The following is a 5,450-nucleotide window of genomic DNA, read 5'->3' as shown; positions in this document are numbered from 1 at the left end:
GAGTAGCCGTAGGCCAAGACTGCGCCCGGGCTGTTGATCAGTTCGATGACGGAGCCGTCGTCGGTATCTCGGAGAAGGTTCCCGGCGGTGGCGTCACGCCCGAGGGCGTATTGGGTTTGAACCGGGCGGCGGCGAGGATCGGCTGCAAGGTCCTGGTGATCTGCTGGAACCGCGCGTCGGTGGGGGCTGGTCGGGCGTAGATCTTCTCGATTGCGTAGGTGTCACCGATGTTGTGGCCGAAGGGATCTGTGCAACCCCTGTCCGCTTTCGGCGTCGAGGGCCCGATCACCGTGTGTGGGGAGTACTTGGTCACGGCGGCGCGGATCTGCCCATCGAGATCGGTCAGCTCGGCTTGCGCGGTCTCCAGGTCGGGTCGGTCGGGTGAAGCCGGGCACCTCGCTGAGCGGCGGCTCGAAGGTGTGGGCGTTCGCGATCGTCGTCGGCACCCCGTCGGTGACGCCGTCCATGAAGTAGGCGTGACCCGGCGCGACACCGAGCTGCGAGGCGTTGGAGAGTTCACCACCGGGCGATCCGTAGAGCACCACGTTGTCCACCGGAGCGCCTTCCTGCAGCGCCAGACTGGTGGTCAGCGAACCGTACGAGTGCCCGAAGGCCATGAGCTGCTGGCCGGACACGTTCGTCGCGGCGTCCAGGCCTTGGTAGAAGTGACGGAGCGGACCCACCCCGGCCTTGGCCATCGCGTCGTCGGTGACGTCGAGGTTCATTCCGGGTGCCTCGTAGCCCAGCCAGTCGATGGTCGCCACCGAGTCCGGATCGGCGACCCCGGCCAGGTTGCGCAGCTCGACGGCCTGGTCGTGTTGGACGATGATCTCCCCGGTCATGCCGTCGACGCTGCCGCGCACGTTGGTCGTCATACCGGATCCAGTACCCGTGATCCTGCTGTCGCGCTTGGCGATTGACCGCAAAGAGCGGAACACCGGCCTCGGATAGCACATGCTGCGGGATGCAATCACACGTTGCGTGCAAGCAGCCGAAATAGTCCGAGTACGGGCAATGCTCGTTCACGCGCTGCACGACGAGGCCCGGTCGTTCTATCAACATTTTGACTTCGAGCCCTCCTCCACCGACCCGCTGCCAAATCTATTGCTGCTGATCAAGGACGCCCGCGCGCTCGTCGGAGATTGGGCAGGCTCTAGCGACCCAACATCACCGATTGGATCGGAAATGGAAAGCGGTTCTACGGCGCAAGTGTTCGAAGGACGACTGTCGCGATAGCGGTGCCAGATAGCTCCGACCGAGCCAAAGAAACGGTGCGCCGCATTCCGGTGACGGCGCCGACACGGTGTGTGAACCAGCGGTCGTCTCGACGACACGTTCACTTCCCTGTTGCTGGGAGCGGCACAACATGCTTTGTTCGCAAATCTACTATCGCCGGCGAAATTCATTCACATCGCCGTTGAGAACTTCTCGTTCGCCTTTCAGCGATGCGTTGGCGATGATGGTCCCATAAGGAGCGACTGGCCGGAAAAGCGAAATAATAACTCGCCCGGTTGGCGCCGGAACACACAACTATCGTCGGAGAGCATCGTGAGCAATAACGTGGATTACAACGCGATTTCCATCAAGCGTCCCGAACAGATCGCCATGCTGCGCACTGCCGGCCGTATTTCGGCGCGGGTGCTGGAGGAACTGACGCCGCACATCCAGCCGGGGGTCACATCGCAACAGATCAATGACCGTGCCTACGACTTGATCGTCAACAAATATGGCGCAGAGATCGACCGCGAGGATCTGTCGGGTTACGACTCAAGTGAATTTGCCAGCATATCCATCGCGCACAACAACATCGCGTTCAGTGGCGAGCCCAGCGAGATGCCGCTGCGCACGGGTGACCTGTTCGGCGTCGATGTGAGCCTGAAGAAGGACGGCTGGTGCGGCGACACGCAGCGGATGTGGATCGTCGGGGAAGAGACCTCCGCTAAAGCCCGACTGCTCTACAACGTCGGCTACCAGGCGATGTGCCTCGGTATCAGTCTGGTGCGTCCAGGCGCGAAGATCCAGGAGATCGCGGAGCAGGTGCAGGCCTACGTAGAGTCCTTCGGGTTCTCAATGCTGCGGGTGCCCAGTGGTACCGGTCACTCAACTGGTCAGGTGCACGCCGACGGTTGGCTGATCCCTTACTACCGAGACCCGAGCAACGAGGGACGTGTGCTGCGCAAGGGCATGGTGATCACGGTCGAGCCGTTCATCTGTGCCGGCAGCGGCGATGGAATCCGGTTGACCAATCCGACTCGCGCCGCAGCGACGGCGGATAACTCGTTGGCGGCCTATTGGGAACACGTCGTGGCGGTGACCGACGATGCATGCGAGGTGCTCGACTTGCGTGAAGGTGAGGACGTCACGTTCTATGACCATCGAGGCAGTCGCCCGATGGCCGACGCACGCTAAGCGACGAGAACCCTGCGTCAGCGCAACGGATCGGTTCGTGGGGCAAGTTGCATCCGGAGCCAGTCCCGGAAAGCCTCGATGTCGGACTCCCGCGGATGACCGTCGCGCCAGGTCATGAAGTAATCCAAATGTGCCTCGATGTCGAGGTCTCCTACCTGGATCAATGATCCGGCCAGCAACTGAGCATCCGCCATATGCCTGCGGATCATGGCTACGCCCTGACCGGCCAGTGCAGCACTGAGCAACGCGCCCGCATCAGAGAAGATCAGTCCGCTGCTAGGTTCGTCGGCATCCATCCCGGCAGCTTCGAAGAAGTCCCTCCACGACCGACTGGCGAATCGCAGGAGCGGCACTGTCGACAACGATTCGATACGCAAGTCTGGATGGCGCGTGGCGAATTCGGCACTACACACCGCAATGACGCGGTCCCGGGGCAGCGCCACCGAACGGAAACCGTCTACCTGGACACGTCGATGCCAGATACCGATGTCGACCACGTTCGGATTGGGTGGTTCCACCGCGCTGTGAATACTCAGCATCAGCGTTATGCGTGGATACCGCTCCGTGAAATCACCTAGCCGACCTATCAGCCAAACGTTGGCGAAGTCGGCCATCACGCTCAACCGCAAAGTGGTGATTCCGCTTTCGTCTCCGGCGGCTTCGCGCAGCGCGGTGTCGATCTCGTCGAGTCCGCGGCGCAACCGACCGGTCAGGCGCTCGCATACGGGAGTCGGCATCATCTGGGTACCGACCCGCGTGAACAGCGCCGTCCGCAGCTGTGATTCCAGTTGCCGGATCTGATGGCTGATCGCGCTGTGCGTGACGTGCAACTCCTCGGCCGCCAGGGTGTAACTGTGCAGCCGCGCCGCGGTCTCCACGGCCCGCAATGCCGTCAGGCTCAGTTGGAATTTCACGGCATCATCACCGTTCCCTATGCCAGTTCTCCGCCAAGTGCCGCTGCTCAGCGGCCCGTCGGAACCCGAAATCAATTAGCGTCGTTGTCGGCGTCTTCCCCAACCCCTCCGCGCTGCTGCAGCTGCCCGTATCCGCCCTCGTCGAAGCCCACGATGAATGGCGGTCGCCGACAAAACGCTACCTGTCCGAAACCACCCTGGCGCTATTGAGTCCCACCGAAGAACCCGACAAACAAACCATTGCCGCCCCCACGGCAACAGAAGGCGCGTCCGACGCCAAGAAACTGCAGGCGCTCAGCGCTACCGCTACTCGGGCCGCGGATTCATCCTCGACGCGGGTAGTGCCCTCGGCGACGACACCACGCGCCTCAGGATCGACCATCACTCAAGGCGGCATCTGAGCGGCGTGTGACTAATCGACCACATCACTTTCGCGCCGAAGCCGCGCATCCTTCAAATGCTGGCCGTTGAGCAGCCACATCTGCTACATCCAATTTTCTAGCGACCAACGCCGAGAGTTCGGCGGTATCGGGCCGAACATCCCTGTCTCACACCCACATCCGCGACTCTGCACGAACCGCACGGTCGGCACCGCAGTGTCTCGGTGAAGATGCCGACCCGCGCAATACCTCAGTTAGAACCGAACAGCGTTCCTCCGACGAACGAGACGCTGAATTTGCTCAGTCATCCGCCGAATGCGTCGCCGGGTTCGACTCCGATGGCGCGCAGCAGGGCGGCGACCTTGCGATCCAACGATTTGCCCACCGCGGTGATTTCGGCGATGCCCAGGCTGGCGAAGGCGGTGCTGGGTCGGTCCATCGAAAAGATGGCGTTGCCGGCGGGATCACTGTGAACCAAGACACGCAGCGGCGCGTACAGCAGCGCCTTCGGGTCGTGGCGGAACATGGTTTCGGCGATCACAACATTACCCAGCAGGTACTCGACGGTCTTGATGCGGTGTCCGGCCACCGCCAGCCGTCGGGTTGAGTCGACCACGGCGTAAACCATGAGCCCGTTGGGTGCGTTGGCGGCCACGGCGTCTCGCACGTCGCCCCAGGTGCCGCCGTTGTCGGTGATCCGCTCTACGCCTACGGTGTCGAAAGCCGGGGCTGCGTGTTCGAACGCGACGCGGAATGCGTCGAAGGCGATACCAGTCGGAATGTCAACACGAGTCATGCGGTGGCCTACAGCGCGGGGCGCGCTCCTTGTCATGGTGTTCCTTCCGTTTCTGCGTTCGGGCCAAGGACGACTACACCGCACTTTTTCAGAGACAGCGCGAGAGCTTCCCCCTGACTCAGCGTGTTGGGCCAGTAACGGCGCCCAATGTTTTCGCAATAGCCGTGCCATTTCAGGATCGCAGTTGTTAGGCGTCGTGACCACGCCATTGACACCCATAAGTGCCCCCCGCTAGCCGGTATCGCTCCCGTGGATTAGCGTGACCGCCACGCCACTGCTGAAACGCAACACTCGCCTGGTAGCGGATTCGTCCGCCACCCAGTTCACGCCGGGAACAACCGACTGCTGACGCTCTTTTCTGCCGCGGACACCAGGGGCGCAACGCTTTCCAGCTGCAGAGACCTTCGTGCCTCGATCGAAATCGCCGGGACTGCACCGCGCGGACCAAGCACCGGCGCAGGGCCGCGCACGTAAGGTCGGCCGCCTTCAAGCAGAGACTCGACAGCATGCCCAAACCACGCAAGGACACAACGAGATGACCACTCCAACAGAGGAGGCGCCAAGCGACGCGGCGAGCGCACCGACAACTCAGTCAAGAAGCTGCCCAACGGCAAGGGTGGCGCGCCGACCAACGCTCGGCACCGATCCGGTGACCGGAAAGCAAGTCCGGCAAACCAAGGTGTTCGCGACCAAGAAGGCCGCTCAGGATTGGGTCACCGAGCAGCGCAGCCAGTGGAGTACGGCGGCATGGACACCCAAGTCCACGCGCACGTTCGATGAGGTCGCCGATCACTGGCTACCGCTGCGCGCGGCCGATCCGTCAATCGGGCCGAACACGGTGCGCGCGGACCGCGAGTCGCTGGCTTACGCCCGCAGGGCATTCGGAGCGATGCCGGTGCAGAAGCGCACGCCCGCCGCCTTGGCCGACTGGTCAGCCAGGCGCAACAAGGG

4 protein-coding genes and 5 pseudogenes are annotated in these 5,450 nt (G+C 62.7%); 5 read left to right on the top strand and 4 right to left on the bottom strand.

Annotation, left to right across the window (positions count from 1 at the left end; genetic code table 11):
* Positions 1–200 (top strand): hypothetical protein (locus ACRDUX_RS39830; RefSeq protein ID WP_526422895.1); only part of this gene is annotated, 200 nt, incomplete at its 5' end.
* An 8-nt stretch (positions 201–208) separates the two neighbouring features.
* Here the strand turns inward: ACRDUX_RS39830 and ACRDUX_RS39825 are convergent.
* Positions 209–493: pseudogene (locus tag ACRDUX_RS39825) on the bottom strand (LppA family lipoprotein); the annotation flags it as partial.
* Between the two features lie 4 nt (positions 494–497).
* Positions 498–842, bottom strand: a pseudogene (locus ACRDUX_RS39820) (alpha/beta hydrolase); the annotation flags it as partial.
* Between the two features lie 31 nt (positions 843–873).
* Here ACRDUX_RS39820 and ACRDUX_RS39815 point away from each other — a divergent pair.
* Positions 874–1,143, top strand: a pseudogene (locus tag ACRDUX_RS39815) (GNAT family N-acetyltransferase); the annotation flags it as partial.
* Between the two features lie 405 nt (positions 1,144–1,548).
* On the top strand, positions 1,549–2,409 hold the full coding sequence (locus tag ACRDUX_RS39810) for a M24 family metallopeptidase (RefSeq protein ID WP_526422893.1): 861 nt from the start codon (positions 1,549–1,551) through the stop codon (positions 2,407–2,409).
* 17 nt (positions 2,410–2,426) lie between these two features.
* On the opposite strand, the gene ACRDUX_RS39805 is transcribed toward ACRDUX_RS39810, so the two are convergent.
* A complete protein-coding gene (locus ACRDUX_RS39805; RefSeq protein WP_526422891.1) occupies positions 2,427–3,398 on the bottom strand; it encodes a LysR family transcriptional regulator in 972 nt (323 codons plus the stop codon).
* 8 nt (positions 3,399–3,406) lie between these two features.
* On the opposite strand from ACRDUX_RS39805, the pseudogene ACRDUX_RS39800 reads away from it, so the two are divergent.
* Positions 3,407–3,580: pseudogene (locus ACRDUX_RS39800) on the top strand (IS256 family transposase); the annotation flags it as partial.
* A 427-nt stretch (positions 3,581–4,007) separates the two neighbouring features.
* On the opposite strand, the gene ACRDUX_RS39795 reads toward ACRDUX_RS39800, so the two are convergent.
* On the bottom strand, positions 4,008–4,499 hold the full coding sequence (locus ACRDUX_RS39795) for a DUF302 domain-containing protein (RefSeq protein ID WP_526422889.1): 492 nt from the start codon (positions 4,497–4,499) through the stop codon (positions 4,008–4,010).
* Positions 4,500–5,034: 535 nt separating this feature from the next.
* Here ACRDUX_RS39795 and ACRDUX_RS39790 point away from each other — a divergent pair.
* Positions 5,035–5,450: pseudogene (locus ACRDUX_RS39790) on the top strand (hypothetical protein); the annotation flags it as partial.

Source organism: Mycobacterium sp. (genome assembly GCF_050701675.1).
Classification (GTDB): domain Bacteria; phylum Actinomycetota; class Actinomycetes; order Mycobacteriales; family Mycobacteriaceae; genus Mycobacterium.
The sequence above is the reverse complement of the archived record's forward strand: the minus strand, read 5'-3'. Positions and strand labels throughout refer to the sequence as shown.

Excerpts from the sequence above, each read along its gene's own strand:
- ACRDUX_RS39795 (WP_526422889.1), bottom strand. The coding sequence starts at position 4,499 with ATGACTCGTGTTGACATTCCGACTGGTATCGCCTTCGACGCATTCCGC.